Source organism: Mycobacteroides sp. LB1 (assembly GCF_013449725.1).
GTDB lineage: Bacteria > Actinomycetota > Actinomycetes > Mycobacteriales > Mycobacteriaceae > Mycobacterium.
Map to the genome: position 1 here is coordinate 50,358 of NZ_JACCFF010000002.1, position 26,320 is coordinate 76,677.

Consider the following 26,320-nt stretch of genomic DNA (forward strand, 5'->3'; position numbering starts at 1 on the left):
GGTTTCCTAGCCGGTGTCGCCCATGACGAGGCCCTCGCGGCGCGGATCCGCGCCGCCGATCCATCCGGGCCCCCGCCGCACCAGCGCCGACAGGCCACTGGACTGATCGGAGACGTCAACGGCATGGCCGCGCGTGCGCAGCCCCTGGACCAGTGGATCGTCGGCGCCGTTGTCGCGGGCGTCGACTCCGGGGTGCTCACCGCCGACATTGGTCTTGGTGGAGTTGTTGGCGCCGAAATCCACCATCGATACCGCCTGCTGCGGGTCGAGTCCCCAATCCAGGATGCCAACCAGGGTTTTCGCGACGAATTGGATGATCACCGCACCACCCGGTGATCCGAGTGCCAACAGCAGCGCACCACGCTTGCCGGACTCTGCGCGTTCGAAGACCAGGGTAGGGGCCATGGAACTGCGCGGCCGTTTGCCTGGTTGCAGGCGGTTGGCAATCGGAAGCCCGTCCTTACCCACCGGCTCGGCCGAGAAATCGGTGAGCTGGTTGTTGAGGATGAAGCCATCGACCATGTGGAAGGAGCCGAAGGCGGATTCGACTGTGGTGGTGAGCGATGCCGCGTTACCACGTGCATCGACGACGGTGATCTGGCTGGTGCCGTGCTCTGGAGTGGAGACTGCTTCGGACAGCGGGATATCGAATTCACCGGGCTTCGCTGTGCCCATGGTCTTCTCGCCGGAGATCAGCTTGGCGCGTCCCGCCAAATAGGTCGGGTTGAGCAGCGCGTCTGGTGAATTCCCGGGCAGTGCAACAAAATCGGTATCGGCGACGTACTTGTCGCGGTCCGCGTAGGCCAGCCGCTCGGCCTCGGCGATGTAGTGGACGCCGTCGACGGTCGGCTTTCCGCCGTCGAGATCGATATCGGTGGGTCGGTACGAGGCCATTGGAAAGTTCTGCAGGATGCCCAAGGTGGCGGCGACGGCGATACCGCCCGAAGAGGGCGCCGGCATTCCACAGATCTGGTGGTCGCGGTACGTGGTGCAGAGAGATTCACGCTTCTTGGCCGTATACCCGGCCAAGTCTGCGGTCGTCATCAGGCTCGGGGTGCGTCCCGCGGAGGTGTCCGCTGCCGCGGCGACGATGTCCTCGGCAATCGCACCCCGGTACAGGGCATCCGGTCCGTCGGTGGCAATGGCGCCAAGGGTTTTCGCATAGGCGGGATTGGTGAGCTTTGTCCCGGCGGATTTCGCCGATCCGTCGGAATTGAGAAAGTACGTTCCGGCTTCCTGGTCGACGGCAAGGCTGGTCGCGGAATCGGTGATCGCGGCCGCAAGTCGTGGACTGATCTCGAAACCCTCATCGGCCAACTGAACTGCCGGAGTGAACAAGTCGCGCCAGGGCACGGTGCCGTGTTCGGCATGCGCGTCGTGGAGCATTCGGAGAATTCCGGGCACGCCGATCGAACGGCCAGATGATCGTGCGTCGGGTGCGGGTTCGGCCCTGTTGGCATCGTCGATCCAACGTAGATAGTTCTCCGTGGCCGCGGCGGGTGCGACCTCTCGGCCGTCGAATGCCTCGACAGCGCCCGTTGCGGCGTCGTAGTAGACGAGGAACCCGCCGCCGCCGATACCGGAGGATTGCGGTTCGACCAGCCCGAGCACCGCTTGCGCGGAGATCAGAGCGTCGGCGGCCGATCCGCCGTCACGCAACACCCGGCAGGCGGCCTGGGTGGCCAGCGGGTTGGCGGTCGCGACGGCGTAGCTCGCGGTGCGGACCGCTGACATGCCCTGGCGATAACCGGTGGCCACCTCGGGATTGGTGGAGATATTGCGCGCCGTCGTGGTGCCGGCGACAGCGGTTTTCGTCACGGGGGTGCCATTGGTGACGATGCTGCACGGCTCTAATCCGGTGCCCGGCCGCGTCGCATGATCGGTCGAGCAGCCAGCGACGGCGAGAAGCGCGACAGCGGCTAGTGCTATTGGTCGGGCTAGCGGCAAGGCCAATGGTCCCGTCGGAGTCCTCACAGTTCCATGACGTTAGCGGCTAGGGGGCGGTATCCACCGGGTGGTAAGAGAATCCGATTTCGACGGGCGTGTTGACGAGCTCGGGGCTCTGGGCGGAGAACTCCACCTCGCCTTCGGGATCGATCTTGACGGTCAACGGAATCTCGGCGCCCTTGCCGGTGGTCACCTTGGGTGATGCGAACATTCCGATCAGCAGGGCCGGCTGATCCGGTCCGGCGCCATCGGATTCGATCAGCAGGGTGGTGTTATGGCGCACCCAGTGCGTGCCCGCGGGGAGTCCCAGGTGCAGGTCGTAATCGAACGAGTCGGACGGATTCTTCTTGACGATGGTGAAGTACTCGCCACCGTCGACAAGAGGCGTCACGGTGTAGTCGGTGTCCGCCGATCGGTAGGTCGCCTCCCCGTCTGGACCCCATTCTGCGGGCGTCAGGGGAGTTTGATCGGGCAGCCGGATCGTCAGCAGCTCTCCGGGTTTCCCGGTCCTGACGCGGATACCCTCATGTGGGAAGACCGGGAGTATCGCTGTCCGAGAGGAGGTTTCAGATTCTGGTGTCGGCGCCGGGGTATCGGGGTCGGCGGCGGCGGCGATCGCAGGAGACACCGCGATTCCGCTCATCGCGACTAGGGCGACTGCCAGGGCGCTAACGCTGATTTTCATCCAACTCGTCCTTATCTGTTAGCACGCCAGCGTGACGTGGGCGACCTTGGTGGAGACGGGAACCGATGTTGGCCTGTTTCGCATATCGCGGGCACTGGCGACATTGGAGACCGGCGACTGTTGATTGACGGATTGGACGACACAATTGTCGGGATGTCCCGAGCCAAGCCGCGTCACGGTCACGCGATAGCCGCTGGACTGCAGGCTGTTGATGACGGCATCGGCATCGTTGGACGGCCGGGCCAGGGCGTGAATCGCGGTGGCCAGGGATAGGACTGCCGCCGCGGCGGCTAGTGCGGGAATGACTCCCGTGGGCAATCTACGCACCGTTGTCGCTCCTTAGCCTCGGCGTTGATGGGATTCTCTGAGATTAGCGGATCATGAAATCGACGTCAGGCGACTTCCTTGAGATTCCAGGGAAGTCCGTCTATCGGGGACCGAATGATCGTGCTTCCCGATCTGTCGGTGGGCTTGGGCGTCGGACCGCCGGACTAGCCTTGATACGTGCCCGATCCCTCGACCTATCGACCGGCTCCCGGCTCGATACCCGTCGAGCCGGGGGTCTATCGATTCCGCGATCCGCACGGACGGGTCATCTATGTCGGTAAGGCCAAGAGCCTTCGCAGCCGGCTTACCTCGTATTTCGCTGATATCGCGAGCCTTCATCCGCGCACCCGGCAGATGGTCACCACCGCGGGCAGCGTCGAGTGGACCGTGGTGGGCACCGAGGTCGAAGCTCTGCAGCTGGAATACAACTGGATAAAGGAGTTCGATCCGCGCTTCAATGTCCGCTACCGCGACGACAAGTCGTATCCGGTGTTGGCCGTCACGTTGAACGAGGAGTATCCGCGGCTGTTTGTCTATCGCGGACCCCGACGCAAGGGGGTGCGTTACTTCGGTCCGTACTCGCACGCCTGGGCCATCCGGGAGACCCTCGATCTGCTCACCCGGGTGTTCCCGGCGCGTACCTGCTCCAACGGAGTGTTCAAGCGGCACAAGCAGATTGATCGACCCTGCCTGCTGGGATACATCGAGAAGTGTTCGGCGCCCTGTGTCGGGCGGGTGAGCGCCGAAGAGCACCGCGAGATCGTGCTTGATTTCTGTGATTTCCTGGCGGGCAAGACGGATCGCTTGGTCCGCGACATGGAACGTGAAATGAATCATGCTTCCAAGGAACTCAATTTTGAGCGGGCCGCGCGACTGCGGGACAACATCTCTGCGCTGCAGCGTGCTCTGGAGCGCCAGACCGTGGTGTTCGGCGATGGCACCGATGCCGATGTGGTGGCCTTCGCCGACGACGAGCTGGAAGCCGCCGTACAGGTGTTCCATGTTCGTGGCGGGCGGGTTCGTGGTCAACGCGGCTGGATCGTCGAAAAATCCGGCGACCCAGGTGATTCCGATCTCAAGGGGCTGGTCGAACAGTTCCTCACCCAGTTCTACGGGGACCAGGCCGATCTCGCCCACGTTGCCGACACGGACACGGACAACACGGACCTGGCGCCGGTGCCGCGCGAGGTCCTGGTGCCGGTACTGCCGCGCGATGCCGAGGGTATGACCTCCTGGCTGACCGGTCTTCGGGGTTCACGGGTCAGCCTGCGCGTCCCGCAGCGCGGCGACAAAAAGGCGCTCGCGGAGACGGTAGAGCGCAACGCGAAAGAGGCCCTGTCCCAGCACAAGCTCAAGCGTGCGGGCGATCTGACCACGAGATCTGCCGCGTTGCAGGAGCTTCAGGATGCACTGGGCCTTGAGCAGGCACCGCTGCGCATCGAATGCATCGATATCAGCCACGTCCAGGGCACCGATGTGGTGGCCTCGCTGGTCGTCTTCGAGGATGGACTGTCCCGTCGGACCGACTATCGCCATTACAGCATCAAAGAGGCTGCGGGCGAAGGTCGCTCCGACGACGTCGCCTCGATCGCGGAGGTCACCCGGAGACGATTCGCCCGGCATGTCCAGGATCAGCAACAGGATCGTGCGGAAATATCCGCTGCGTCGGATGTCGCCGGCTTCGCGGCTTCGGGGTCGGACGTGGCCGGCTTCGCGGCTCCGGAAGGACGTTCACGCAAATTCGCTTATCCGCCGAACCTTTTTGTGGTCGACGGCGGTGCGCCGCAGGTCAATGCTGCCGCCGCGGAACTGAGCGAATTGGGTGTCACCGACGTCGCCGTGATCGGTCTGGCCAAGCGACTCGAAGAGGTGTGGGTGCCGGGCGAGCCCGATCCGGTGATCCTGCCCCGAACGAGTGAGGCGCTGTACCTGCTGCAGCGAGTCCGCGACGAGGCGCATCGGTTCGCCATCACGTTCCACCGCAGCAAGCGGTCCAGGCGGATGACGGCCTCGGTACTCGACGGCATACCGGGTTTGGGCGAGGCCCGGCGTGCGGCCCTCGTCTCCCACTTCGGCTCCGTGGCGCAGCTCAAGAAGGCCAGCGTTGAGGAGATCACGACGGTGCCGGGTATCGGCGCCGCTACCGCGCTCGCAGTTCGTGAAGCACTCGTCGGCAACACAGGTGCGGCTTCGGGTGCCGGTTTCAGGACAAGTTCGCGTGCAACTTCTGGTGCAACCGAAGCGCCGGCGCCCGCCATGGTCGAAAATGGAGTCGATGACATTCCATCCCCCTAGCGAGACCGCGAACGCCGATATCGACGTCGTCCTGGTCACGGGCCTATCCGGCGCGGGACGAGGCACCACCGCCAAGGTCCTCGAAGACCTCGGGTGGTACGTCGCCGACAACCTGCCGCCCGAGCTGATCACCCGCATGGTCGACCTCGGCCTTGCCGCCGGTTCACGCATCACCCAGCTGGCGGTTGTGATGGACGTGCGGTCCCGGGGTTTCAACGGTGACCTGGAGTCGGTGCGTGCCGACCTGGCTACCCGGGGGATCAACCCGCGTGTGCTGTTCCTGGAGGCATCCGACGAAAGCCTGGTGCGTCGCTACGAACAGAACCGGCGTAGCCACCCCCTACAGGGCGGTCAAACACTTGCCGAGGGCATAGCCGCCGAACGCGCGCTGCTCTCAACCCTGCGGGCCTCGGCCGATCTGGTCATCGACACCTCCTCGCTACCTGTGCCCGCGCTGCGCGCCGCCATCGAACGTGCCTTCAGCACCGAGACGGTGGCGCATCTGAGCGTTACCGTGGAATCCTTCGGATTCAAATACGGGCTGCCGATGGACGCCGATATGGTCGTCGATGTCCGTTTCCTGCCAAACCCGCATTGGGTGGACGAGCTGCGACCGCATACCGGGCAGCATCCGTCGGTCAGCCAATACGTATTGAGCCAACCCGGTGCGGACGAGTTCTTGGACACCTACCATCGGCTGCTGAACCTCGTGATCGACGGTTACCGGCGAGAGGGAAAGCGCTACATGACAATTGCGGTCGGCTGTACCGGCGGCAAGCATCGCAGTGTCGCTGTCTCGGAGGCCCTGTCGAGGCTCCTTGTTTCCGAAGACCTGTCGGTACGTGTATTGCACCGGGACCTGGGGCGCGAATGAACCCCGGCATCGATCAGCCGTTTGCACGACGAGAACCCAGCATCGTTGCCCTCGGTGGCGGGCACGGTCTGTACGCGACGTTATCGGCAGCGCGACGGCTCACCCACGACATCACCGCCGTGGTCACGGTGTCCGACGATGGCGGATCGTCCGGGAGAATCCGCTCCGAGCTCGGGATCGTGCCACCGGGTGATCTGCGCATGGCGTTGGCGGCGCTCGCCTCCGACAGCCCGCGCGGCCGCATGTGGGCGACCGCCATTCAGCACCGGCTGGGAGGCAGCGGTGGGTTGGCGGGGCACCCGATTGGCAACTTGATCCTGGCCGGGCTCACCGACATGCTCGCCGACCCGGTCACCGCGCTCGACGAGATGGGTCGCATGCTCGGCATCACCGGGCGCGTCCTCCCCATGTGTCCGATTCCCCTGCAGATCGAGGCAGATGTATCGGGCCTGGAGTCCGACCCACGAATGAGCCGGGTGATCCGTGGACAGGTGGCCCTGGCGACTACGCCGGGCAAGGTGCGCCGGGTGCGTCTGTACCCGGGCGATCCACCCGCCACCCGGCAGGCCGTGGAGGCGATCATGGCCGCCGACCTGGTGGTTCTGGGACCTGGTTCGTGGTTCACGAGCGTTATCCCGCATGTCCTGGTGCCCGATCTTTTTGCGGCGTTGCAGCAGACACGAGCCCGCAAGGCCCTGATCTTGAACCTTGCCTCGGAGCCGGGGGAGACGGCGGGCTTTTCCGCCGAGCGCCATTTGCACGTACTCTCGCAGCACGCTCCCGAGTTCGGCGTGCACGACATCGTCGTCGAATCCGCGTCAGCGGACAACACCGAGCGTGACCACTTGACCAGAGCGGCCGCCTTGTTCAATGCGCAGGTTCAGTTCGCTGATGTTGCGCGTCCTGGTACACATTTACATGACCCCGCGAAACTGGCGGCGGTCTTGGATCGAATACGGACGAGTAGTGCGGCTCCGGCCGCAGCAGTAGATGCCGAATCCACGGCGCGCCTGACAACGGGCGGCGGACACACGCAGCACGGAAGCCAGAGAGGGGACGCCACGTGGCGATGACCGCCGAGGTCAAGGACGAACTGAGCCGCCTAGTGGTGACTCAGGTCAGTAGCCGTCGCGCCGAGGTCGCGTCGCTGCTGCGATTCGCCGGCGGACTGCACATCGTCAGCGGCCGGGTCGTCGTCGAGGCGGAGGTGGACCAGGGCAGCATCGCGCGGCGCCTGCGCAAAGACATCTTTGATCTGTACGGCTACAGCGCCGTTGTGCACGTGCTGTCGGCGGGCGGTATCCGCAAGACAACCCGATATGTGGTGCGCGTCGCCAAGGACGGGGAGTCCCTCGCCCGGCAGACCGGACTGCTCGACCTGCGCGGTCGCCCGGTCCGCGGGTTGCCCGCGCAGGTGGTCGGCGGCAGTGTCGCCGATGCCGAGGCAGCGTGGCGGGGCGCTTTCTTGGCGCACGGCTCGCTGACGGAACCCGGAAGGTCTTCGGCGCTGGAGGTCAGCTGCCCAGGGCCCGAGGCCGCACTGGCGCTGGTGGGTGCGGCTCGGCGGCTCGGGGTGAGTGCCAAGGCTCGTGAAGTACGAGGGAGCGACCGTGTGGTCGTGCGCGATGGTGAGGCCATCGGCGCCTTGCTCACCCGGATGGGCGCCCAGGACACCCGGCTGACCTGGGAAGAACGCCGAATGCGGCGGGAGGTGCGGGCAACGGCCAATCGGCTCGCCAACTTCGACGACGCGAACCTGCGCAGGTCGGCCCGCGCCGCCGTCGCAGCCGCGGCCCGCGTGGAGCGGGCGCTCGAAATCCTTGGTGACACGGTGCCCGACCATCTCTCGGCGGCGGGGAAACTGCGTGTGGAGCACCGTCAGGCATCGCTCGAGGAGCTGGGCCGCCTCGCGGATCCGGTCATGACTAAAGATGCTGTCGCGGGCCGTATCCGACGACTGTTGTCGATGGCCGATCGCAAGGCCAAGACCGAGGGTGTCCCCGACACCGAATCCGCCGTCACCCCGGAGCTGCTCGAAGAGGCCTAGATCGACAGGGCAGCCGCCGACTAAAACTGTTGGCGAATTGTCGGGGTGCTTTCGTACGCTGGGCCGGTGGAGATCTCCAAGCAGTTGAAAACCGAAGAGTCCCTTGAGGACTCTTCGGGCGAGGAGCCACACCAGCAATCCTCCCGCCTGCCGCGGGCGTTACGCCCCCTCCGGCACCGCGACTATCGACGGTTGACGCTGGGTCTGGCGGTCACGCTGCTGGGCAACGGAATGTGGACGGTGGCCCTCGTCTGGCAGGTCATTCGGATGGGTCTTGGGCCGGCACAGGTGGCAGTCGTCGGCACCGCGTTCAGCGTCGGGCTGCTGGTCAGTGTGCTGCCCGCAGGTGTCGCCGCCGACCGACTGCCCAAGCTGTGGGTGATGCGGTGTTCGCTCGCGTTGCAGACCGTGCTGATGTTCGCCACCGCGACGCTCGTCCTGACCGGCACGGCCCACATATGGCATCTGGCGCTCAACTCGCTGCTATTCGGTATCGCCGAGGGTTTCTACATACCCGCCTACACCGCGCTGTTGCCGAGCCTGTTGCCTGCCGATGAACTTTTGGCCGCCAACGGAATTGAAGGTGTACTACGGCCGGTGATGCAGCTGGCGGCGGGGCCCGCGGTCAGCGCGGCCATAGTCAGCGTGTGGTCGCCGGGCGGTGCGTTCCTTCTGGAGGGCGTTCTCGCCGCGGCCGGCTTCTGCTGCCTGCTGCTGGTCCGGCACAACCACGAGCCGGCCGCCGCGGCGGAAGTGAAGCTGCATCCGTTGCGCCGGGCACTTACCGACCTGGCGGACGGGTTCCGATACATGGTGCGAACCACCTGGTTCTTCGCCACTCTGCTGTTCGCGATCGGCTATGTACTGGTGGTCGTCGGCCCCATCGAGATCCTGCTGCCATTCGTCATCCGTGACCACGGCGGTGACCCCGGCACACATGCCACCGTGCTGGCGTTCTTCGGTCTGGCCGGTGCGGTCGGATCGTTCATCGTGTCCTCGCTGCCGCTGGCTCGCCGATATCTGACGGTGATGATCCTGATGTGGGGAGCAGGCTCGCTACCCCTGGTACTCATCGGGTTCACCGGTCATGTCTGGATGATTGCCCTCGCGATGATCATCGTGGGCGGCACCATGCAGGCAGCCAACGTCATCTGGGGCACCCTGATGCAACGCCGGGTACCCGAGGAGATGCTCGGGCGTGCGGCCAGCATGGACTTCTTTGTGTCCCTGGTCGGTCTGCCGGCTTCCTTCGCGCTCGTGGTCCCAGTGGCTCATGTCATCGGCAACACGACGGTGTTCGTCATTGCGGGAGTCGCGCCTCTGGTACTGGCGGTCGTCGCCCATATCGTCGCCCGACTGGGCCGGGACGAAATGGCGCACCCCCTGGGCTAATGTGAGTGCCGATAACGGGTACACCACATGAGAAACCGACAAAGAGGGAGCGCTACGTGACTGTCCGGGTAGGCGTAAACGGGTTTGGCCGGATCGGCCGGAACTTCTTTCGGGCACTGGACGCGCAGAAGGCTCAAGGGATCAACACCGACATCGAGATTGTCGCGGTCAACGATCTGACCGATAACGCCACCCTGGCCCACCTGCTGAAGTTCGACTCGATCCTGGGCCGGCTGCCTTACGACGTCAGCCTGGAGGGCGACGACACCATCGTTGTCGGCGACCACAAGATCAAGGCCCTCGAGGTCCGCGAAGGGCCGGCGGCATTGCCCTGGGGTGACCTGGGTGTTGACGTCGTCGTCGAATCGACCGGCATTTTCACCGCGCGCGCCAAGGCGCAGGGTCACCTGGACGCCGGCGCCAAGAAGGTCATCATCTCCGCGCCCGCCAGCGACGAGGACATCACGATCGTGCTCGGCGTCAACGACGACAAGTACGACGGCAGCCAGAACATCATCTCCAACGCCTCGTGCACCACTAACTGCCTCGGACCGCTGGCCAAGGTGCTCAACGACGAGTTCGGCATCGTCAAGGGCCTGATGACCACCATCCACGCCTACACCCAGGACCAGAACCTGCAGGACGGCCCGCACAGCGACCTGCGTCGTGCCCGTGCCGCCGCGCTGAACATCGTGCCGACCTCGACCGGCGCGGCCAAGGCCATCGGCCTGGTGCTGCCCGAGCTCAAGGGCAAGCTGGACGGTTACGCCCTGCGCGTGCCGATCCCCACGGGCTCGGCGACCGACCTCACCGTGGAGCTCGCCAAGGCCGCTAGCGCTGCCGATATCAACGCCGCCATGAAGGCCGCTGCGGAGGGCAAGCTCAAGGGCATCTTGAAGTACTACGACGCGCCGATCGTGTCCTCGGACATCGTCACCGACCCGCATAGCTCGATCTTCGACGCGGGGCTGACCAAGGTGATCGACAACCAGGCCAAGGTGGTCTCCTGGTACGACAACGAGTGGGGTTACTCGAACCGCCTCGTCGACCTGGTCGGCCTGGTCGGCAAGTCGCTCTAGCCGCATGGGCATCAAGTCGCTCAACGACCTGCTGACCGAGGGAGTTTCGGGCAAGGGCGTGCTGGTCCGGTCGGACCTCAACGTCCCGCTCGACGCCAATCTCAACATCACGGATCCCGGCCGCATCGTGGCCTCGGTCCCGACCATCCGCGCGCTCGCGGGTGCCGGGGCCAAGGTCATCGTGACCGCGCATCTGGGCCGCCCGGACGGTAAGCCGGACCCGAAGCTGTCCCTGGCTCCGGTGGGCGCGGCGCTCAGCGAGCTGTTGGGTCAGCACGTGCAGGTCGCGGGCGATGTCGTCGGGACCGATGCACTCGCGCGTGCCGAGGGTCTGACCGATGGTGACGTGCTGCTGCTGGAGAACATCCGGTTCGACCCACGGGAAACCAGCAAGGACGATGCGCAGCGACTGGCACTTGCGCAGGAGCTGGCCGAATTAGTCAGCGGCCCAACGGGTACCGGTGGCGCCTTCGTCTCCGACGGGTTCGGGGTGGTGCACCGCAAGCAGGCCTCCGTCTACGACGTAGCGACCTTGCTGCCGCATTACGCCGGCGGGCTCGTGGCCGCCGAGGTGGAAGTACTGCGCGTGCTGACGGCCTCCACCGAGCGTCCGTACGCGGTTGTACTCGGCGGGTCGAAGGTCTCGGACAAGCTGGCGGTTATCGAGTCGCTGGCCACCAAGGCCGACAGCCTGGTGATCGGCGGCGGGATGTGCTTTACCTTCCTGGCCGCACAGGGGCTGCCGGTCGGCAAGTCGCTGGTACAACCGGACCAGATCGACGTCTGCCGCAAGCTTCTAGACACCTACGCCGATGTGATCCACCTGCCGATGGATATTGTGGCGGCCGACGAGTTCTCGGCCGATTCACCATCGGAAATCGTTGCCGCTGATGCTATTCCGGACGGCAAGATGGGCTTGGACATCGGACCGGAGTCGGTGAAGCGATTCACCGCTGTGCTGTCCAACGCCAAGACCATCTTTTGGAACGGACCGATGGGCGTGTTCGAGTTCCCGGCGTTCGCCGAGGGCACTCGGGGTGTGGCCGAGGCCATCATCGCGGCCACCGAAAAGGGTGCGTTCAGTGTGGTCGGCGGCGGCGATTCGGCAGCCGCGGTGCGCGCGCTGGACCTGCCGGACGACGGTTTCTCCCACATTTCCACCGGCGGTGGGGCCTCGCTGGAATACCTTGAGGGCAAGTCCCTTCCGGGTATCGACGTACTAGAGAGCTAGGTACATGTCACGTAAGCCGCTGATTGCCGGCAACTGGAAGATGAACCTCAACCACTATGAGGCCATCGCTTTGGTGCAGAAGATCGCATTCTCGTTGCCGGACAAGTATTTCGACAAGGTGGACGTGACGGTCATTCCGCCGTTCACCGATATTCGGAGCGTGCAGACCCTGGTCGACGGGGACAAGCTACGTCTTACCTATGGCGCACAGGACTTGTCGGTACACGACTCGGGCGCTTACACCGGTGAGATCAGCGGTGTGTTCCTGGCCAAGCTGGGTGCCACCTATGTCGTCGTGGGGCACTCCGAGCGTCGCCAGTTCCACGCCGAGGACGATGCTCTGGTCGCCGCCAAGGCGGCCGCGGCACTCAAACACGGTCTGACGCCGATCGTCTGCATCGGTGAAGCCCTCGATATCCGCGAAGCGGGGGACCACGTCGAATACAACGTGAACTCTTTGCGCGGCTCGCTGGCCGGGCTGTCCGCCGAGCAGGTCGCACAGGTCGTCATCGCCTACGAGCCGGTGTGGGCCATCGGCACCGGCCGGGTGGCCAGTGCCGCCGACGCGCAGGAAGTGTGTGCAGCGATCCGCGCCGAGTTGGTGCAGATCGCCAACGCGGATGTGGCCGCATCGGTGCGCGTCCTGTACGGCGGCTCCGCCAACGCCAAGAACGTGGGCGAGCTCATCGCGCAAGAGGATGTCGACGGTGCCTTGGTCGGCGGCGCATCCCTGGACGGTGAGCAGTTCGCCCAGATGTCGGCGATCGCCGCGGGTGGACCGCTGCTGTAGCTCAGCCCTGTGACAGGTTCTGCAGGTGTGCGCCGCGCGCCATCACTCCGTCGAGGGCGGTGAGGAAGGCCGGCAGGTGCGCGGTGATATCGGCCGTGCTTGCTGTCAGGTCCTTGCGTTCCTTGTCCGTGGAAACGGTGTCATACCAGTCGATTCCAGGTGAACCGTCGGCGGTGGTGTCGAGTGTCTCGATTGCCTTGAGCCATCCGCCGAGCTGACCAAGAACCACGGCGTAGGGCGCGGCCCGGGTCAGGACGATCTCCCGGTCCTCGGCGGCCAGAGCCTCAAGGTCGAGCTCGCGTAGGTATCCACGCAGCGCTGCTACGTGGGCTACCAGCAACTGACCACGTGCGGTCCGGACCGGAAGCAGCATGCCGGTCAGCGCACAAAAGGCGCCCACGCCGCATACCGCGACCCCGATCATGGCGCTGCCGATGCTAAGCGCCAGCACGGTGGTCAGCACGAGACCGGCGAGCAGCACGCCGATTCCGCAGCGCGTCAGTGTGCCCAGGTGTTCGGGTGAGCGTCGAAACCACCGGTTGAGTTGCGCGTCGGCGTACATCGCCTCGGCGAGACTGCCGAGATCCAGTCGAGAGCCCGGTGTTTGGAGGCTGGACAGAAACACCGTCTCTGTGTCATCGGGAAGCAGGATGCCCAGAAGCCGGGTCTCGTAGACGGATAGGAGGCTGTCTTCGGGTGCACGACGAGATATCTGCCAGTCGAGTTGCCCACCGGAGCCGGTTGTTTCGGCGATCCATAGATATCCGCGGACCGCCAGGTCGACGATCGTCGCGGTCAGGTCCACGGCATCGACCCGCAGGTCGACGACGGTGCCGACCTGCCCGGGGAGCACCCCGTCCGGCGCTGCGAATCTTGTTCCGTTCTCATCGTGTAACAAGGGATCGACTGGGGCGACAGGGATTTCGGCGGCGTGCGCATCGCGGCGGCGCGCGATTATCACCCAGCATGTCATCGCGGCCGCGATGATGCCAAGACCCGCCAGTGCGGCTATCGACAGCCAGGTCAGGGCAAAGGGACCTGGCGGACCCGGGATCGTCGTGAAGACGGCACTCGCGGGGACAGTGCCGGACGGCAGCATGACGGTGAAGGTGGTGATCGTCTCCGGCGGCAGTTCAGCCTGCTGCACTCGGATAACCCCGGTGTGATCGATCTGAGCTGCAGTGCAACGAGTTTGAGCACCGGGTGCACCGAGGGCGCACTCGGGGGAGTCGGGTTTGGTGGTGGGAGAGGCGAAGGATGCTGTGACATTCTGCAGGCCGGAGCCCCAACCGGATGCGAAGGGCCACGACACCTGTTGCCGATCGCCGATATCGGCAACAGCGCCCCGGACGGCGTAGGCGACGGTGGCCGGGCCATGAGCGACCACGGTCAGCGCTTTGCCGTCCGAGATAGCCTCTGCGTCACCGGTGGTAGCAACCTTGTCGACTTCGAAATGCTGAATCCTATTGCCTTCGGCAGCCACGTCGAGCAGGAGACGTCGTTGCAGCACTTGATCTTTAGCGGGAGCGATGGTTTCGGTGACATTTAGTGTGCCGTCGTCGGCCAGGTTCATGGCAACAGCGACGGTGCCGATCGGGTCGTCTGCGCGCACCGGTGTCGCGGCGATAAGCCATCCGGCACAAACCGACAGACACATCAAAAGCCGCAAAGGCGCCCCGCGCGCAATCTCTCCCACGCCGGTAACCCTAGGTCAGCGATATGCTGGCCCGCATTCGCAGGATGTGTCGGGGACAGCGGGGGGAACGCGATGGAGCCAATGCGGCAGTACGGCAGGCCCAGGCCGGTGCCCGGATGGAATGCCCCGTTACCGGGCCCCGCCCCGATGCCGATGGCTCCACCTCAACGTGGTTGGCGTCCGCCGCAGGCTCCTTCCTTCACCGGGTATCCACCGCCCCCCATGTCGCCCGGGTATCAGTTGCCGCCGGCGCGTCCGGTGTATCCACCGCCCGCTGCCTACGGGTATCGCCCGCTGCCGCTACGGCAGCCCCCTGGTGGCCGGGGTGGCGGGGGTATTGCGACCGCCCTAATCATCGGTGCTGTGGCCTTCGGGCTCGTGGTGGTCACGGTGGTTGCGGTGCTCGTCAAACGAGCCGTGGACGTTAGCGAGGGCGGCTCAACCCGAACCTCCGCGACAAGGGCACAGACGCCGTCCTACCGGTATCCGCTGACGACATCGCGCAGTGCGGCCTCGTCGAGCGCTTCGACAACGGCCACGTCGCGGCGAACGTCCACCACGACCCAATGGACACTGCCCCCGCCACCACCTCCGCCGAGACCGAAGCCGGTCGCTGCGCTCGGCAACAACCCGTTGTTTCAGGGGGACTGGGGATTCACCAACGCGCCCTGCTCGACGAGTACCTGGCCGTTTGACATTCCCCACGCGGACGCGTTCTACCGGGACTTACGCGGGTGCATGGATCCGGAGTGGCGGCGCCTACTCGACGGGCACGATCTGCCATGGTCGTCGCCCGGACTGGTCGTGGCCGGAAACTATGTGGATTCGCCGTGTGGAGACAAGAACTTCGGAACGCAGACGGCCGCCTTCTACTGTCCGTCGAACGACACGATCTACATGTCGACCGTGGGTACCTCGCCGAGTAGGTACGGAAATCATGACGGCATCTACCTGGCTGTCTATGCGCACGAGTATGGACACCACGGCCAAGAGCTCAGCGGCATTTGGTCCGAATACTGGAATCAGCGACGGCGTGCGGGTGTGGATTCTCCGCAGGGGCTCGAGCTGTCCCGGCGTGCAGAGCTACAAGCGCAATGCTTCTCCGGGATGTTTCTCGGCTCTCGACGTGGGGGCACCATCACCCAGCATGAACTCGACCTCGCGTGGAACGACCAAGATCGAGGTGATGGACAGCAGTCGAAGCGCGACCACGGTTCCAATCAGCATGCGGAGTCATGGTGGCGACACGGCTCGCTGAAGAATCGCCTGTGGCAATGCAACACCTGGTTGGCCGATAGTTCCGAAGTGAGCTGACCGGCGTCCCTGCGCAGGCGGCGGGAGCTAAGCCGGTAGGCTGACCCCCATGGAATTTGCGTTGCAGATCGTCCTGATCGTCAGCAGCCTGCTGCTGGTGCTGCTGGTGCTGCTGCACCGCGCTAAGGGCGGCGGTCTGTCCACACTGTTCGGTGGTGGCGTCCAGTCCAGTCTCTCCGGTTCCACCGTGGTGGAGAAGAACCTAGACCGGCTCACCTACTTCGTCGCCGCTATTTGGGTGATCTCGATCGTCGGCGTCGGCTTGGAGATCAAGCTCGGCGGATAGCGTCACCTCGCTTCACCGGCAGCGGACTACTACACAGGTAGTCCGCTGTTTTGTTTCTGCATCAGATATCGTCGCAGGTAGTCCATGTTTCTCTTATTTGCGAAGAAATTTCTTCAAAATTCATGGAACCGATTGGCGTCCTCAACCCATCAATCTCTATGTATGGCACAGAAATCGACAGATGCCAGCAGCGGTCGGTGGACCGGGGACGCGGAGGGGACGTTCCCGTTTCACCGTCCGTGACCACCGGAAAGGAGCCCCTCGTCATGTCGGAGTGCCGTGGTGACCCCCGCCAATGGATTCGTGAATACCAGGATCGCCTGGAGGTTCTTGGGCAGCGTGCCCAGTATGTGCAGCAGACCGTGGGGCTGGTTCGCGGCCATGCGAAGGATGATTTGGGCGTGGCGGTGACCGTTGGGTCGGGCGGACGCATCGAGGCACTGGACCTGGACGAGGCGACGCTGTCGATGGACGCGCGGGATCTGTCGGCGATCATCACCAGGACCATTGCCGCGGCGCAGGTCAATGCGGCCAGCCAGATCCACAGCACGCTGCATGACCTCACCGGGGACGGACCAGCCATGGATTACGTCAAGGGCTACCTGGACGGGGGGCACCTGGGGGAGGGTGAGCATCTGGGACCGACGTCATGAGCGGGGGGATGAGCGGAAACTTCCGGTTTGACCGCGATGTGGTGTTGCACGAGGCGGCAAATCTGGAGGGCGTTGGGGGATCGGTACAACTCCTGCTCGATCAGCACGGCGAGGGGCTTGGCGAACAGGACCTGGGGGCGGTGTCGTCGGATTTTGTAATATCCGTGCGGGGGAGCATTGACCAGTTGACGGACGCGGTCCGGACCCTTGGCGATGTCATTGTGGAGACGGGACAGCGTCTGCACGATCAGGCCCGGCAGATTGCCGACGCTGAGGATCAGACGGCGGCCGCGATGACGAAGATTGGTGAAGGGTTCGGTGGACACCCTTGACGCCGAGCTGAAACCGCTCACTCGCCTCCACGACGCCGGATTGGGCTTCCTGGTCGAGCATGTGCAGTTCCTCGAAGAACCACTCGATGCGCTCCGGGGTGACCCGGCCGCAGCTTCCGCCGAGGCCACCTTCTGGCGCTACTGCATTGCCGATGTGACCAACGTTCAGCAGGAGCTGTCGGCGGTTCTCAGTGCGCTCGGTGACGGTCACAGTGGCGCGGCGGCAACGGGATTCGGCGAGTCGTCTGGTCTCATCGACGATGCGCTACAAGAGCTGCGTCTCGTCGCGTCGAACGTCAACCAGCGCATCAATGTCGTGACCGATCTGGTCACACACACCCGAAGCATGCTCGGACAATGGGTGGAGGGGTACGTGGATGACATCATCACCGAGTTCACGGCCGCGCGGGCCGCCTCGCCCATCACCCAGGGTGGCAGCGTGGCGACGACTATCGCCTCCGCGGTGGCCGATGCGTCCGAGCTCGGAAACAAGATGGGGCGCACCCTGTCCCAGCTTCTCGACCGTCTCGACGAACATGCGGCCGCGATCCGAGAGGGCGTCGCGGAATTCGCGGCGAATGTGGAGCGGATGCGCTCCCCGGCGCCAGGACCGGCCGTCGCCCCGATCCCCGTGGCGGCCGTCAGCCAGCCGCAGCCGGCGTCTGCGGCATCGACCGAGCATGGCCTGTCGATAGATCCCGATGCGCTCTTCGCTGCCGGTCAGGGCCACGAGAGCTAGCTCAGCTGGCTCGCCGCGGCCTCGTCGAGTAGCCACACCGTACGTTCGGTGCCCTTGGCACCCGCGGCGGGGATATCGATGGGGTCGGCCCCGCCGATTGCCGCTGCCACCGCTTCGGCCTTGGCCTCGCCGGAGACGATCAGCCACACCTCGCGCGAGCGCTGAATGGCGGGCAATGTCAACGTGATGCGCTGGGGCGGCGGCTTGGGCGAGTCGGGGACTGCCACCACAAGCCGTTGCGTCTCCTTGACGGCGTCGGTGTGGGGGAACAGCGAGTTGATGTGCCCTTCACCGCCCATGCCCAGCAAGTGGACGTCGAACTCGGGACAATCCTGGCCGGGCTCGGCATTGGCCGCCAGCAGCTGCTCGTAGCCGAGTGCGGCGGCGTCCAGATCGGTGCCGTATTCGCTTTCGCTGTTGGGCATCGCGTGCATATTGCGCAGCGGAAAGTTCACATGCTCCAGCAATGCCTCCCAGGCCTGCCACGCATTGCGTTCCGGATCGGTTTTCGGGACGTACCGGTCATCGCCCCAGAAGAGGTGCACATTGTCCCAGTCCAGATCACTGGCGACATCGCGCAGGTGTTTGAGCAGCGCAACTCCGGTGCCGCCACCGGTGAGCACGATCAGAGCCTTACCGCGTTCGGTGAGGGCACCGGCGATCGCCAGCGCCAGCCGGTCGCCAGCTGCGGTTACCAAAGCATCGGTGTCCGAGTACTTTTCGATCAAGGTTTCGCTCATGTGTACTGAACTCTCCCGATTCCCTCGAGCGCCGTGCGGTAGATCTCGTCGGGGTCGAGGCGGCGCAAATCCTCGGCCAGACAGTCACGTGTCTCCCTGCGCGGCAGTGGAAGAGATGCCGTGGGTCGGCCGGTCCGGGCCAATGTCGCGATTGTCCCGTTCTGTGGGCGGCTCAGCGCGACAACCTCGCTGTCGCGGTGAAGTTCCACCTTGAGCTCGCCGACCACTCGGGTGACGGGTCCTTCGATGCGTGAGGCCAGCCACCCTGCTATGACATCCAACGCCGGCTCGGTGGCCAGCCCGGACACCACTGCCGAGTTGATGCCCTCATACGGGGGCTGATCCAGGGCGGAGGCCAGCAGCGCCCGCCAATAGGTGATCCGGCTCCAGGACAGGTCGGTGTCTCCGGGGGTGTACCCGGCGAGCCGGTTCTTGATGGCATGCATGGGTTCGGCAGCCGTCGTCGCATCGGTGATACGCCGGATCGCCAAGCGTCCCAGAGGATCTTTCGCCGGAACCGCCGGTGCCTGGTTGGGCCACCAGGCCACCACCGGAGTATCGGGCAACAGGAAGGGGATCACCACACTGTGTTCGTGTGCCGCCAGCGGACCACGCAGCCGCAGCACGACCACCTCGCCGGCGCCCGCGTCGCCACCGACCCGGATCTGTGCGCCCAGCCCCTTTTCCGAGGCCAGCGGATTGCGTTCCAGCACGATCACCCGGCACGGATGCTCGTGACTGGCGCCGTTGGCGGCCTCGATGACCTCTTCGACATCGTCACCGGCATCGGTGATGACCACCAGGGTCAGCACCCGAGCCATGGTGACGGCACCGCCGGTCTCGCGCAGCTCCACCAGCTTCTTGTTGACGTCGTTGGTGGTGGTATCGGGCAGATCGACGATCATGGCCGCCTCCAATCGCGTCCCGTACGGGCCATCATGTCGAATGCCGACTGCGGGCCCCAGGTCCCGGACTCGTAGGTCTCGGGCTTGCCGCCCGATGCCCAGAAGTCCAGTGCCGGATCCAGGATCTGCCAGGACAATTCGACCTCGGCGTTCACCGGGAACAGCGAAGGCTCACCCAAAAGCACATCGAGGATCAACCGCTCGTATGCCTCCGGTGATTCCTCGGTGAACGCCTGCTCGTACGAGAAGTCCATGTTGACGTCCCGTACCTCCATGGCATTGCCGGGGACCTTGGAGCCGAACCGCAGCGTGACACCTTCGTCCGGCTGGACGCGGATCACCAGCGCATTGGCGCCCAGTTCCTCCGTCATCGTGGAGTCGAAAGGCAAATGCGGTGCCCGCTTGAACACCAGCGCGATCTCGGTGACCCTGCGGCCCAGGCGCTTTCCGGTCCGGAGGTAAAACGGGACACCCGCCCAACGGCGGCTGTCCACCTCCAGCGTGATGGCCGCGAAGGTCTCGGTGGTCGACTCCTTGGAGAAGCCTTCCTCCTCCAGCAGGCCGGGCACCTGCTGGCTGCCCTGCCAGCCCGGTCCGTACTGCCCGCGGGCGGTGGTTTCGGCGAGCGGCTCGGCCAGCCGGGTGGCCGACATCACCTTGATCTTCTCGGCCTGCAGTTCGGCGGGGGAGAAATTGATGGGCTCCTCCATCGCGGTGAATGCCAGCAGCTGCAGCAGGTGATTCTGGATGACATCGCGGGCCGCGCCGATACCGTCGTAATAACCTGCGCGGCCGCCCAATCCGATGTCCTCGGCCATGGTGATCTGGACATGGTCCACGAAGTGGGCATTCCAGATCGGGTCGAACAACTGGTTGGCGAAACGCAGCGCCAGGATGTTCTGCACCGTCTCCTTGCCGAGGTAGTGGTCGATGCGGAACACCGACTCCTCCGGGAACACCTTGTTCACCACGGCATTGAGCTCACGGGCGCTCTGCAGGTCGTGGCCGAACGGTTTCTCGATCACCACCCGGCGCCAGGCGCCGTCTACCGGCTGCGCGAGACTCGACTTGGACAGCTGCTCGCATACGTCGGGGAAGGCCTTCGGCGGAATCGACAGGTAGAAGGCGTGATTCCCGCCGGTGCCGCGTTCCTCATCGAGTGTCTGCAGCGTCTTCTTGAGCTGTTCGAAGGCCGCGTCGTCGTCGAAACTTCCCTGCACGAACCGGATTCCCTCGGCGAGCCGGTCCCATACGTGCTGGCGGAACGGCGTGCGCGAATGCGCCTTGACGGCGTCGAGCACGATCTGACCGAAGTCCTCGTTGGCCCAGTCGCGACGCGCGAATCCGACCAATGCGAAGGTTGGGGGGAGTAGCCCGCGGTTGGCGAGGTCGTAAATGGCCGGCATCAATTTCTTGCGGGCCAGATCGCCGGTGACGCCGAAGATCACCAGCGAACAGGGTCCCGCGATACGCGGCAAACGCTTATCGCGCTTGTCCCGCAACGGGTTTAGTTCGTGTGGCGCACTCGATGTGGCTGCCACCGGTCAGCCCTTGTCGGAGACCGCGTCGAGCTGAGCTTGGGTGGCGTCGATGAGCTCGTTCCAGGCGACCTCGAACTTGTCGACACCTTCGGTTTCGAGCACCTCGAACACGTCGTCCAGGTCGACCCCGGCGCGGCTCAGCTCGTGGAACACCGCGTGTGCACCGTCGTAGGTCCCGTGAATGGTGTTACCGGTGACCACACCATGGTCGGCGACCGACTCCAGTGTCTTCTCGGGCATGGTGTTGACGGTGTGCGGAGCCACCAGGTCCACTACGTACATGGTGTCGTCGTAGTCGGGGTTCTTCACACCCGTCGACGCCCACAGCGGCCGCTGTACCCGTGCGCCTGCGCCCTTGAGTGCACCGAAACGATGACCGTGGTCGAAGACCTTCTCGTAGGCCTGGTAGGCCAGCCGAGCGTTGGCGACCCCGGCCCGGCCACGCAGGGACAGGGCTTGGCCATTGCCGATGTCTTCGAGGCGCTTGTCGATCTCGGTGTCCACTCGGGAGACGAAGAACGATGCCACCGAGTGGATCTTGGACAGGTCACGGCCGGCTTCCTTGGCGGCTTCCAGGCCGGCCAGGTATGCGTCCATGACCTCCTTGTGGCGGTCCACCGAGAAGATCAGCGTGACGTTCACCGAGATTCCCTCGGCGATCACCGCGGTGATCGCGGGCAGACCGGCCTTGGTCGCTGGAATCTTGATCAGCACGTTCGGACGGTCGACGATCTTCCACAGCTCAATCGCCTGCAGGATGGTCTTGTCGGTGTCGTGGGCAAGGCGGGGGTCCACCTCGATGGACACCCGACCATCCACACCTTCGGAGGCCTCGTACTGCGGGGCCAACACATCGCAGGCGGCGCGCACATCATCGGTGGTGGCGGTGCGGATTGCCGAGTCGACATCGGCTCCGCGCTCGGCCAGCTCGGCGATCTGCGCATCGTAGGCGTGCCCCTTGGATAAGGCAGCCTGGAAGATCGCAGGGTTGGTGGTCACCCCTACGATGCTCCTGGTCGCGATCAGCTCGGCGAGGTTGCCGGAGGTGAGGCGATCCCTGGAGAGATCGTCGAGCCAGACGGCAACTCCGGCCTCGCTCAGTTCGGCGAGATTAGCGTTCTGGTCAGTCATCGATCGATCCCTTCAGATTCGGGGTGATTGGGCCGCCGCGATGGACCTTTCGGCGGCCGCGGCTACTGCATCTGGGGTGAAACCGAACTCACGGAACAACGTCTTGTCGTCGGCGGAAGCTCCGAAATGCTCCAGCGAGACGATCTGCCCGGCGTCGCCGACGAACTTGTACCAGCCCTGCGCGATTCCGGCTTCCACGGCCACCCGGGCCCGCACAGTCGGGGGCAGCACGCTGTCGCGGTACTGCTGTGGCTGCGACTCGAACCATTCCACACAGGGGAACGACACCACGGAGGCTTGAATTCCCTTGCCGGCCAGAATCTTCTTTGCCTCGACGGCAAGCTGCAGTTCTGAGCCGGTGCCGATGAGGATGACATCGGGGGTGCCGTCGGCCGCGTCGAGTACGTAGGCGCCCTTGGCGACGCCGTCGCGACTGGTGCCTTCCAGGATCGGCACACCCTGCCGGGTAAGCGCCAAACCGACTGGGCCGGTGCTGGATCGACGTTCCAGGACCGTCGCCCAGGCGTAGGCGGTCTCGTTCGCGTCACCGGGCCGCACCACCGACAGGTTCGGAATGGCACGCAGCGCGGCGAGATGCTCCACCGGCTGGTGGGTGGGGCCGTCCTCGCCGAGGCCGATCGAGTCGTGTGTCCACACGTAGATCGGATCGATGTTCATCAGCGCGGCCAACCGCACCGCGGGACGCATGTAGTCGGCGAACTGCAGGAATGTTCCGCCGTACGCGCGGGTGGGTCCGTGCAGCACGATACCGGACAGGATGGAGCCCATCGCGTGCTCGCGGATACCGAAATGCAGTGTGCGACCGTATGGTTGGGCATTCCAGTCGGAGGTGGCGATGGCCGTGGGGCCGAAGGAGTCCGCCCCCTTGATGGTGGTGTTGTTACTGCCCGCCAGGTCGGCAGAGCCACCCCACAGCTCGGGCAGCTTGGCGCCGAGCGCCGACAGCGTGTCGCCGGACGCGGCGCGGGTGGCGATCCCCTTGGAGCCCGGCTCCCACGACGGCAGCTCGGCATCCCAGCCCTCGGGAAGGGCGCGGGCCTGCAGTCGGTCCAGCAGTGCTTTGCGCTCAGGCTCGCGGGCGGCCCATGCGTCAAAGCCTTTGTCCCACTCGGCATGTGCCTGCTTGCCGCGCTGCACCAGGCTACGGGTGTGCTCGATGACCTCCGGGGTGACCTCGAACGATTTCTCGGGGTCGAAGCCGAGAATCTTCTTAGTGGCGGCCACCTCGTCGGCGCCAAGGGCCGAGCCGTGCACGCCGCCGGTGTTCATCTTGGTCGGCGCGGGGTAGCCGATGATGGTGCGGAGCGCGATGAAGGACGGCCGATCGGTGACGGCGCGCGCGTTGGCCAGCGCTTCCTCGATGCCGGTGACGTTCTCGCCGCCGACGACGGTCTGCACATGCCAGCCATACGCTTCGTACCGGGCGGCGGTGTCCTCGCTCAGTGCGATCTTGGTGTCGTGCTCGATGGAGATCTTGTTGTCATCCCAGATGACGACGAGGTTCCCGAGCTCCTGGGTGGCGGCCAGCGAGGATGCTTCCGAGGTCACACCCTCTTCGATATCGCCGTCGGAGGCGATGACGTAGATGTGGTGGTCGAACGGACTGGTGCCGGGGGCGGCATCGGGGTCGAAGAGACCGCGCTCGTACCGCGAAGCCATTGCCATGCCGACCGCCGAGGCCAGGCCCTGACCGAGCGGGCCGGTGGTGATCTCGACACCCTTGGTGTGGTGCCATTCGGGGTGCCCCGGGGTCAGCGACCCCCAGGTGCGCAGGGCCTCGATATCGGAGAGCTCTAGGCCGAAACCGCCCAAGTACAGCTGTATGTACAGGGTCAGGCTGCTGTGGCCGCAAGACAGCACGAACCGGTCACGCCCAATCCAGGTGGTGTCACTGGGGTCGTGGCGCAATTGGCGCTGGAACAGCGTGTACGCCACGGGGGCGAGGCTCATCGCGGTGCCGGGATGGCCGTTACCGACCTTCTGCACGGCATCTGCGGCCAGTACCCGGGCGGTGTCCACCGCACGCGAGTCCAGGTCTGTCCAGTCATCCGGGTGGTCGGCCCGGGTGAGAGATGGGATATCGGTCGGGATCTCGTCGATCGCGGTCACCGGCCCATCGTAGTGCCGCGGATATCGAGTCGCTCCCTCACCATCGAGTCGCGCTTGGCAGGCCATGTGAGCGCCCGTTGGCGGACAACCTCTGTTCACTTCCGGGCCGACCTTGGTTGTCGACACGAGACCCTGTCGGTCTACCATCGTGTGTAGTAGAGCGCTCAGTGCCGCGGGACGGCTGGCTCACCGGATAATTACCCAGGAGGATCAGCGCGGTGCGGATGCGAGTGACGCAGGGCGCGCGTGCTCACGGTCCGTTTCTCTCGACCATCCTCGCGTATATCGCCTTGACGAAGCCGCGGGTTATCGAGCTGCTGCTGGTCACCACGATTCCCGCGATGTTGCTCGCGGACCGCGGAACGGTTGCTCCGCTGCTCATCGTGGACACCCTCATCGGCGGGGTCATGGCTGCGGCGAGTGCCAACACGCTCAACTGCGTCGTGGACGCCGATATCGACAAGTTGATGAAGCGCACCGCACGCCGCCCCCTGGCCACTGCTTCAGTGACCACCCGCAACGCCCTGGTCTTCGGGATCGCGCTCGGTGTTGGCTCCTTCGCATGGTTGTGGTGGACCTCGAATCTGCTCTCCGGTGTGCTCGCGGTGGCCACCATCGCGTTCTATGTCTTCATTTACACGATGGTGCTCAAGCGGCGAACCGCGCAGAACGTGGTGTGGGGCGGGGCCGCTGGCTGCATGCCGGTGATGATCGGATGGTCAGCGGTCACCAACACGATTCAGTGGCCGGCACTGGTGATGTTCGCCATCATCTTCTTCTGGACGCCGCCGCATACCTGGGCGCTGGCCATGCGTTACAAGGAGGACTACCGCGCTGCGGGTGTCCCGATGCTGCCCGTGATCGCCACCGAGGAGAAGGTCACGAAGCTGATCCTCATCTACACCTGGCTGACGGTGCTGGCCACGCTGGCGCTGGCCCTGGCTGCGGGTGTCATCTATGCCGTGGTCGCGTTCCTGGCCGGGGCGTGGTTCCTGGCAATGGCACACCAGCTCTATTCGGGTGTGCGCAAGGGGCAGCCGATCAGACCGCTGCGGCTGTTCCTGCAGTCGAACAACTATCTGGCCGTGGTCTTCTGCGCGCTGGCCGTGGACTCCGTCGTCGGCTGGCCGACGCTGCTGGGCTACTAGGGCACCAGCACAACCGACCCGGTGGTCTTACGGGCCTCCAGGTCGACATGCGCCTGGGCGGCCTGATCCAGTGGGTAGCTCGCGCCGACGGTGATCTTCAACGTTCCGCGTGACACCAGATCCAGGACATCGTCGGCGCGCCAGGCGAATTCCTTGGGGGTCCGGATGAAATGGCCCATGGTGGGCCGGGTCAGCACCGCCGACTTGGCGGTGAGCCGCTGCGGGTCGAAGGGTGGCACCTGACCGCTCGCCGCGCCGTACAGGGCAATTAGACCGCGCACCCGAACTGCCGCCAGGCTCGCCTCGAACGTTGACTTGCCTACACCGTCATAGGCGACTGCGACGCCCTCGCCGGAGGTCAGTTCCTTGATGCGGGCGTCGAATTCGCTCGGATCGTTCGGATCGGGATAGGGCAGCACCTCGGCCGCGCCGGCCTCGCGGGACAGCTTCTCCTTGGCCTCGCTGGACACTGTGGTGATGACCCGGACACCGCGATAGGTCGCCCACTGGGTCAGCAGCAGGCCCATACCGCCGGCGCCGGCGTGCACCAGCACGGTGTCACCGGCGGCGACGGGGTACACCGAGGTGAGCAGGTAATGCGCCGTGATGCCCTGTAGCAGGGCACTCGCCGCGACCTCCGCGGACAGCGCTTCGGGCACTTTCGCGGTGAAATCAGCTGGTGCGGTGGTCAATTCGGCGTAGCCCCAGGCCGCTACCGGTGTGGTGACACGGTCTCCGGGGACCAGGCTCTCGACACCCTCGCCGACGGCGCTCACCACCCCGCTGACCTCGGATCCCGGGATGTGGGGGAGCGGGGCGGCGTAGCTGCCGTTGCGTAGGTAGATATCGCGGAAGTTGACTCCCACCGCGTCGACGTCGATGAGCACCTCACCGGGGCCGGGCGTCGGACCGCTCTTCTCGACGAGGGTGAGGACCTCGGGTCCTCCGGTCACGGGCACTTCGATGGCACGCATGGGAACCAGTATCCCTGGGCATCGCGTGTGCGGGCCTTCGCCGAGTGTGAAGCCATGGCGAAAA

At 65.1% G+C, this 26,320-nt stretch carries 24 protein-coding genes; 14 read left to right on the forward strand and 10 right to left on the reverse strand.

Annotation, left to right across the window (positions count from 1 at the left end; all coding sequences use genetic code 11):
* Window positions 1-6 precede the first annotated feature (6 nt).
* The 3 genes from MLB1_RS10980 to MLB1_RS10990 are packed head-to-tail and all read right to left on the reverse strand — an operon-like array spanning window position 7 to window position 2,935.
* A complete protein-coding gene (locus MLB1_RS10980; protein WP_180750330.1) occupies window positions 7-1,947 on the reverse strand; it encodes a gamma-glutamyltransferase family protein in 1,941 nt (646 codons plus the stop codon).
* A 46-nt stretch (window positions 1,948-1,993) separates the two neighbouring features.
* Entirely contained in the window at window positions 1,994-2,632 is a 639-nt protein-coding gene (locus tag MLB1_RS10985) for a hypothetical protein (protein WP_180749869.1), read from the reverse strand.
* 18 nt (window positions 2,633-2,650) lie between these two features.
* On the reverse strand, window positions 2,651-2,935 hold the full coding sequence (locus tag MLB1_RS10990; protein ID WP_180750331.1) for a hypothetical protein: 285 nt from the start codon (window positions 2,933-2,935) through the stop codon (window positions 2,651-2,653).
* 201 nt (window positions 2,936-3,136) lie between these two features.
* On the opposite strand from MLB1_RS10990, the gene uvrC reads away from it, so the two are divergent.
* From uvrC to tpiA, 8 genes are all read left to right on the forward strand, one after another.
* Window positions 3,137-5,254, forward strand: a complete 2,118-nt coding sequence (gene uvrC, locus MLB1_RS10995; RefSeq protein ID WP_180749870.1) for an excinuclease ABC subunit UvrC — start codon at window positions 3,137-3,139, stop codon at window positions 5,252-5,254.
* Window positions 5,226-6,128, forward strand: a complete 903-nt coding sequence (gene rapZ / locus MLB1_RS11000) for an RNase adapter RapZ (protein ID WP_180749871.1) — start codon at window positions 5,226-5,228, stop codon at window positions 6,126-6,128. Before uvrC ends, rapZ begins: the two co-directional genes overlap by 29 nt.
* On the forward strand, window positions 6,125-7,201 hold the full coding sequence (gene yvcK / locus MLB1_RS11005; RefSeq protein ID WP_180749872.1) for a uridine diphosphate-N-acetylglucosamine-binding protein YvcK: 1,077 nt from the start codon (window positions 6,125-6,127) through the stop codon (window positions 7,199-7,201). Before rapZ ends, yvcK begins: the two co-directional genes overlap by 4 nt.
* Entirely contained in the window at window positions 7,198-8,175 is a 978-nt protein-coding gene (whiA, locus tag MLB1_RS11010; protein ID WP_180750332.1) for a DNA-binding protein WhiA, read from the forward strand. Before yvcK ends, whiA begins: the two co-directional genes overlap by 4 nt.
* Window positions 8,176-8,322: 147 nt before the next feature.
* The gene (locus tag MLB1_RS11015) at window positions 8,323-9,567 is read left to right on the forward strand and encodes an MFS transporter (protein WP_180750333.1); all 1,245 of its coding nucleotides are present in this window, start codon (window positions 8,323-8,325) and stop codon (window positions 9,565-9,567) included.
* Window positions 9,568-9,623: 56 nt separating this feature from the next.
* The gene (gene gap / locus MLB1_RS11020) at window positions 9,624-10,646 is read left to right on the forward strand and encodes a type I glyceraldehyde-3-phosphate dehydrogenase (protein ID WP_180749873.1); all 1,023 of its coding nucleotides are present in this window, start codon (window positions 9,624-9,626) and stop codon (window positions 10,644-10,646) included.
* Between the two features lie 4 nt (window positions 10,647-10,650).
* Window positions 10,651-11,877, forward strand: coding sequence for a phosphoglycerate kinase (gene pgk, locus MLB1_RS11025; RefSeq protein ID WP_180749874.1), 1,227 nt, complete (start codon window positions 10,651-10,653; stop codon window positions 11,875-11,877).
* A 4-nt stretch (window positions 11,878-11,881) separates the two neighbouring features.
* A complete protein-coding gene (gene tpiA, locus MLB1_RS11030; RefSeq protein ID WP_180749875.1) occupies window positions 11,882-12,667 on the forward strand; it encodes a triose-phosphate isomerase in 786 nt (261 codons plus the stop codon).
* A gap of 1 nt (window position 12,668) precedes the next feature.
* On the opposite strand, the gene MLB1_RS11035 is transcribed toward tpiA, so the two are convergent.
* Window positions 12,669-14,324, reverse strand: a complete 1,656-nt coding sequence (locus MLB1_RS11035; protein WP_180750334.1) for a DUF2207 domain-containing protein — start codon at window positions 14,322-14,324, stop codon at window positions 12,669-12,671.
* 192 nt (window positions 14,325-14,516) lie between these two features.
* Here MLB1_RS11035 and MLB1_RS11040 point away from each other — a divergent pair, with 192 nt between their 5' ends.
* The 5 genes from MLB1_RS11040 (at window position 14,517) to MLB1_RS11060 (ending at window position 17,687) form a co-directional block, all read left to right on the forward strand.
* The gene (locus tag MLB1_RS11040) at window positions 14,517-15,677 is read left to right on the forward strand and encodes a neutral zinc metallopeptidase (RefSeq protein ID WP_371750618.1); all 1,161 of its coding nucleotides are present in this window, start codon (window positions 14,517-14,519) and stop codon (window positions 15,675-15,677) included.
* A 49-nt stretch (window positions 15,678-15,726) separates the two neighbouring features.
* The gene (gene secG, locus MLB1_RS11045; RefSeq protein WP_180749877.1) at window positions 15,727-15,963 is read left to right on the forward strand and encodes a preprotein translocase subunit SecG; all 237 of its coding nucleotides are present in this window, start codon (window positions 15,727-15,729) and stop codon (window positions 15,961-15,963) included.
* Between the two features lie 266 nt (window positions 15,964-16,229).
* Window positions 16,230-16,616 (forward strand): hypothetical protein, encoded by a 387-nt coding sequence (locus MLB1_RS11050; RefSeq protein ID WP_180749878.1) that lies wholly within the window; start codon window positions 16,230-16,232, stop codon window positions 16,614-16,616.
* On the forward strand, window positions 16,613-16,948 hold the full coding sequence (locus MLB1_RS11055) for a hypothetical protein (RefSeq protein WP_255485823.1): 336 nt from the start codon (window positions 16,613-16,615) through the stop codon (window positions 16,946-16,948). Before MLB1_RS11050 ends, MLB1_RS11055 begins: the two co-directional genes overlap by 4 nt.
* Window positions 16,935-17,687, forward strand: a complete 753-nt coding sequence (locus tag MLB1_RS11060) for a hypothetical protein (RefSeq protein WP_180749879.1) — start codon at window positions 16,935-16,937, stop codon at window positions 17,685-17,687. The genes MLB1_RS11055 and MLB1_RS11060 overlap by 14 nt, the downstream gene beginning before the upstream one ends.
* Here the strand turns inward: MLB1_RS11060 and pgl are convergent.
* The 5 genes from pgl to tkt are packed head-to-tail and all read right to left on the reverse strand — an operon-like array spanning window position 17,684 to window position 24,200.
* A complete protein-coding gene (pgl, locus tag MLB1_RS11065; protein WP_180749880.1) occupies window positions 17,684-18,427 on the reverse strand; it encodes a 6-phosphogluconolactonase in 744 nt (247 codons plus the stop codon). The two genes, MLB1_RS11060 and pgl, sit on opposite strands and share 4 nt — an antisense overlap.
* On the reverse strand, window positions 18,424-19,332 hold the full coding sequence (opcA, locus tag MLB1_RS11070) for a glucose-6-phosphate dehydrogenase assembly protein OpcA (RefSeq protein ID WP_180749881.1): 909 nt from the start codon (window positions 19,330-19,332) through the stop codon (window positions 18,424-18,426). The genes pgl and opcA overlap by 4 nt, the downstream gene beginning before the upstream one ends.
* Complete coding sequence (gene zwf, locus MLB1_RS11075) at window positions 19,329-20,873, reverse strand: glucose-6-phosphate dehydrogenase (RefSeq protein ID WP_180749882.1); 1,545 nt, start codon at window positions 20,871-20,873, stop codon at window positions 19,329-19,331. The genes opcA and zwf overlap by 4 nt, the downstream gene beginning before the upstream one ends.
* 3 nt (window positions 20,874-20,876) lie before the next feature.
* The gene (gene tal, locus MLB1_RS11080) at window positions 20,877-22,004 is read right to left on the reverse strand and encodes a transaldolase (protein WP_180749883.1); all 1,128 of its coding nucleotides are present in this window, start codon (window positions 22,002-22,004) and stop codon (window positions 20,877-20,879) included.
* 12 nt (window positions 22,005-22,016) lie between these two features.
* Complete coding sequence (tkt, locus tag MLB1_RS11085) at window positions 22,017-24,200, reverse strand: transketolase (protein WP_219602975.1); 2,184 nt, start codon at window positions 24,198-24,200, stop codon at window positions 22,017-22,019.
* 158 nt (window positions 24,201-24,358) lie between these two features.
* Here tkt and MLB1_RS11090 point away from each other — a divergent pair, with 158 nt between their 5' ends.
* The gene (locus MLB1_RS11090; protein ID WP_180749885.1) at window positions 24,359-25,282 is read left to right on the forward strand and encodes a heme o synthase; all 924 of its coding nucleotides are present in this window, start codon (window positions 24,359-24,361) and stop codon (window positions 25,280-25,282) included.
* On the opposite strand, the gene MLB1_RS11095 is transcribed toward MLB1_RS11090, so the two are convergent.
* Window positions 25,279-26,256 (reverse strand): quinone oxidoreductase, encoded by a 978-nt coding sequence (locus MLB1_RS11095; protein WP_180749886.1) that lies wholly within the window; start codon window positions 26,254-26,256, stop codon window positions 25,279-25,281. The genes MLB1_RS11090 and MLB1_RS11095 overlap by 4 nt on opposite strands.
* Window positions 26,257-26,320 lie beyond the last annotated feature (64 nt).

Bases quoted from the DNA above. Each gene is read 5' to 3' on its own strand.
- MLB1_RS10985 (WP_180749869.1), bottom strand. From the start codon at position 2,632: ATGAAAATCAGCGTTAGCGCCCTGGCAGTCGCCCTAGTCGCGATGAGC.
- rapZ (WP_180749871.1), top strand. From the start codon at position 5,226: ATGGAGTCGATGACATTCCATCCCCCTAGCGAGACCGCGAACGCCGAT.
- yvcK (WP_180749872.1), top strand. From the start codon at position 6,125: ATGAACCCCGGCATCGATCAGCCGTTTGCACGACGAGAACCCAGCATC.
- whiA (WP_180750332.1), top strand. From the start codon at position 7,198: ATGACCGCCGAGGTCAAGGACGAACTGAGCCGCCTAGTGGTGACTCAG.
- pgk (WP_180749874.1), top strand. From the start codon at position 10,651: ATGGGCATCAAGTCGCTCAACGACCTGCTGACCGAGGGAGTTTCGGGC.
- tpiA (WP_180749875.1), top strand. From the start codon at position 11,882: ATGTCACGTAAGCCGCTGATTGCCGGCAACTGGAAGATGAACCTCAAC.
- MLB1_RS11035 (WP_180750334.1), bottom strand. From the start codon at position 14,324: ATGTGTCTGTCGGTTTGTGCCGGATGGCTTATCGCCGCGACACCGGTG.
- MLB1_RS11040 (WP_371750618.1), top strand. From the start codon at position 14,517: ATGGCTCCACCTCAACGTGGTTGGCGTCCGCCGCAGGCTCCTTCCTTC.
- secG (WP_180749877.1), top strand. From the start codon at position 15,727: ATGGAATTTGCGTTGCAGATCGTCCTGATCGTCAGCAGCCTGCTGCTG.
- MLB1_RS11050 (WP_180749878.1), top strand. From the start codon at position 16,230: ATGTCGGAGTGCCGTGGTGACCCCCGCCAATGGATTCGTGAATACCAG.
- MLB1_RS11055 (WP_255485823.1), top strand. From the start codon at position 16,613: ATGAGCGGGGGGATGAGCGGAAACTTCCGGTTTGACCGCGATGTGGTG.
- pgl (WP_180749880.1), bottom strand. From the start codon at position 18,427: ATGAGCGAAACCTTGATCGAAAAGTACTCGGACACCGATGCTTTGGTA.
- opcA (WP_180749881.1), bottom strand. From the start codon at position 19,332: ATGATCGTCGATCTGCCCGATACCACCACCAACGACGTCAACAAGAAG.
- tal (WP_180749883.1), bottom strand. From the start codon at position 22,004: ATGACTGACCAGAACGCTAATCTCGCCGAACTGAGCGAGGCCGGAGTT.
- tkt (WP_219602975.1), bottom strand. From the start codon at position 24,200: ATGGCCTGCCAAGCGCGACTCGATGGTGAGGGAGCGACTCGATATCCG.
- MLB1_RS11090 (WP_180749885.1), top strand. From the start codon at position 24,359: ATGCGAGTGACGCAGGGCGCGCGTGCTCACGGTCCGTTTCTCTCGACC.
- MLB1_RS11095 (WP_180749886.1), bottom strand. From the start codon at position 26,256: ATGCGTGCCATCGAAGTGCCCGTGACCGGAGGACCCGAGGTCCTCACC.